The organism is uncultured Methanofollis sp. (assembly GCF_937919355.1).
Classification (GTDB): Archaea; Halobacteriota; Methanomicrobia; order Methanomicrobiales; family Methanofollaceae; genus Methanofollis.
The window spans coordinates 1-1,915 of the sequence record NZ_CALFSA010000102.1 but is presented as its reverse complement, the minus strand read 5'-3'; the positions used below and the strand labels follow the sequence as shown (position 1 = coordinate 1,915).

The 1,915-nt window shown below is 62.4% G+C and carries 2 protein-coding genes and 1 pseudogene; 1 reads left to right on the top strand and 2 read right to left on the bottom strand.

The window, feature by feature from the left end:
* Nucleotides 1-299: pseudogene (locus tag Q0520_RS04685) on the bottom strand (hypothetical protein); the annotation flags it as partial.
* 110 nt (nucleotides 300-409) lie between these two features.
* Here Q0520_RS04685 and Q0520_RS04680 point away from each other — a divergent pair.
* Nucleotides 410-1,216: a DUF3658 domain-containing protein gene (locus tag Q0520_RS04680; RefSeq protein ID WP_298667169.1), complete on the top strand. Its 807-nt coding sequence runs from the start codon at nucleotides 410-412 to the stop codon at nucleotides 1,214-1,216.
* Between the two features lie 251 nt (nucleotides 1,217-1,467).
* Here Q0520_RS04680 and Q0520_RS04675 read toward each other — a convergent pair whose 3' ends face one another.
* Nucleotides 1,468-1,854: a hypothetical protein gene (locus Q0520_RS04675; RefSeq protein WP_298667167.1), complete on the bottom strand. Its 387-nt coding sequence runs from the start codon at nucleotides 1,852-1,854 to the stop codon at nucleotides 1,468-1,470.
* Nucleotides 1,855-1,915 lie beyond the last annotated feature (61 nt).

The window sequence follows — 1,915 nt, the reverse complement described above, 5'->3', positions numbered from 1 at the left end:
GCGACGACTGCCGACACCCCGATAGAGGCACAGCCGAGGGCGTGAAGGACACCAGCAACAGGCACACCCTCCCTCCGGGCGACCGCCGTCGTGATCCCGTGGACACGAGAAGCGGCGACCGGGATTGCAAACCCGGAGGGGGCCACAACGTCGTGCCCCCTCTCAAGGACACGACCTCTTTCGTCGCAGACCAGCCACCCGGCCTCGACAAGGCGGGGTGGCGACCTGCCGGGTCGGAAAAGTCCGGTCGTCTCGGTATCGAGGACCAGATAGCGGGCACAGGGGGGGTCTGCAGCCATAGCAGGGGGATTGCAGAGACGACCGATAAGCCTTCCCCCACCCGCACACATATGTACCCTGCCACTGAAGTGTCTGTTTCAATGTCGCACCCACGACCGGAGACACACAATTGACCGAGACAATCAACATCACCTTTACCGAATCATCGGCCGGCGCCCTCAATGCAGCAGGCATACCGGCCCTTGCCCTCCCCGACGACCTTTCCCTCGGACCGATCGACCCGTACGATCTGGAGGCGAGGCAGGCCTTCTTCAGGGCCCTGTACTGCGGGACAGAATACGAGGCCTGGTACACCGACGCCCTTCCCGCAATCCAGAAATTCTGGGACGCAACACGGCCCGGCGACGCCCGGCGCGTCGTCTGGCTCACACGCCGGTCTGCCCGCGAGTATGCCGGCTTCCTGGAATACCTCAGCAGAGAACCTGACCCTTGCGGGATCGAGGTCATCGACCTCACCGACGGTATCGATGTCCTGTACGAGGACGAACCCGACCCCGGCCCGGACAGACTCGTCCCGACCAGCCTCGGCGAACTCAGACCAGAGTGGCTCGCCGCACAGCAGGACGAGGGGAGGACACTCACCCCCGACGAGGCCGAATACTACCTGCGCACCTGGCGACAGTTGAAACAGGACGAGGACGACCTGGACGTCCGCACCCTCTGGTGGGGGCAACTCTGCTGTACGATCTCCGACACCATCCCCCATGCAGTCCTCAACGCCGTGCCGAACGAGTGGACGAGCGCCGCCAGGGTGATCGGTGACGCCCTCGAAACCCTCTCCAGGGAATACGACCAGTGCGGCGACGCATATCTCTATTCCCGTCTCCTCAGCCTCATAGATCTCGGGTGGGTCGAAGCAGAGGGCGACCCCTGGACAATGCGTTTCCTGCAGGTGCGCAGAGCGCCAGACGAGTGAAGGCTGTCATACCACGGGACCGTGAGAGATGGATCTCCAGAACCCCGGCCTTCCGATACCGATACGCCGACGCAAGTCGCACCCGCACGGCATCGGCCTCTTCCAGAGAACCGCAGGCAGACAGCAAGCACGCCGCGCCGACAGGGGGGTCGGAGTTGAGGACGGCATAATACGGCGTCCATATCTTCTCCCGAGAGGTGACCGGGCGCAGAGATGAAGAAAACGGTTGCGAGGGGGGAAAATGAAAAAGTTCAGAGGGGAAGATAGCCCGACAGGCCTGCCATCAGGAGGAGGAAGACGACAACCACCGCGAAGACGAAGATAAGGGCGATCGTGAGGAGGACAAAACCGAGGAGGTAGAGGAATCCTGTCTCCCTGTAAGGCACCGTGCCGTCATTCACTTTCTGTGCGGTCACGTAGGCGTCGTAGATCCCGAAGGCCCAGACGATGATCCCGGGTATGAGGAAAGCAAGGGTACCGACCATCACGCCGGTGAAAAAGAGGAGACCCTTCCCATACTGGCCATTGTAGGCCTGGCCCATCCCTCCCCAGACTATGGATGCGGCCGCAGCGATCATCGGGTCCTTCCGCGGGGCGGAGGGGATTTCAGTGCACTCGTGACAGGGGTCAGGTGCCATGAGAGATCTTCTCCCTCCGCGGATAAACATCCGCCGTCCCCTGCAAGGGATCAGCAGACCT

Coding starts and splice junctions, on each gene's coding strand:
- Q0520_RS04675 (WP_298667167.1), bottom strand. CDS start 1,854: ATGGCACCTGACCCCTGTCACGAGTGCACTGAAATCCCCTCCGCCCCG.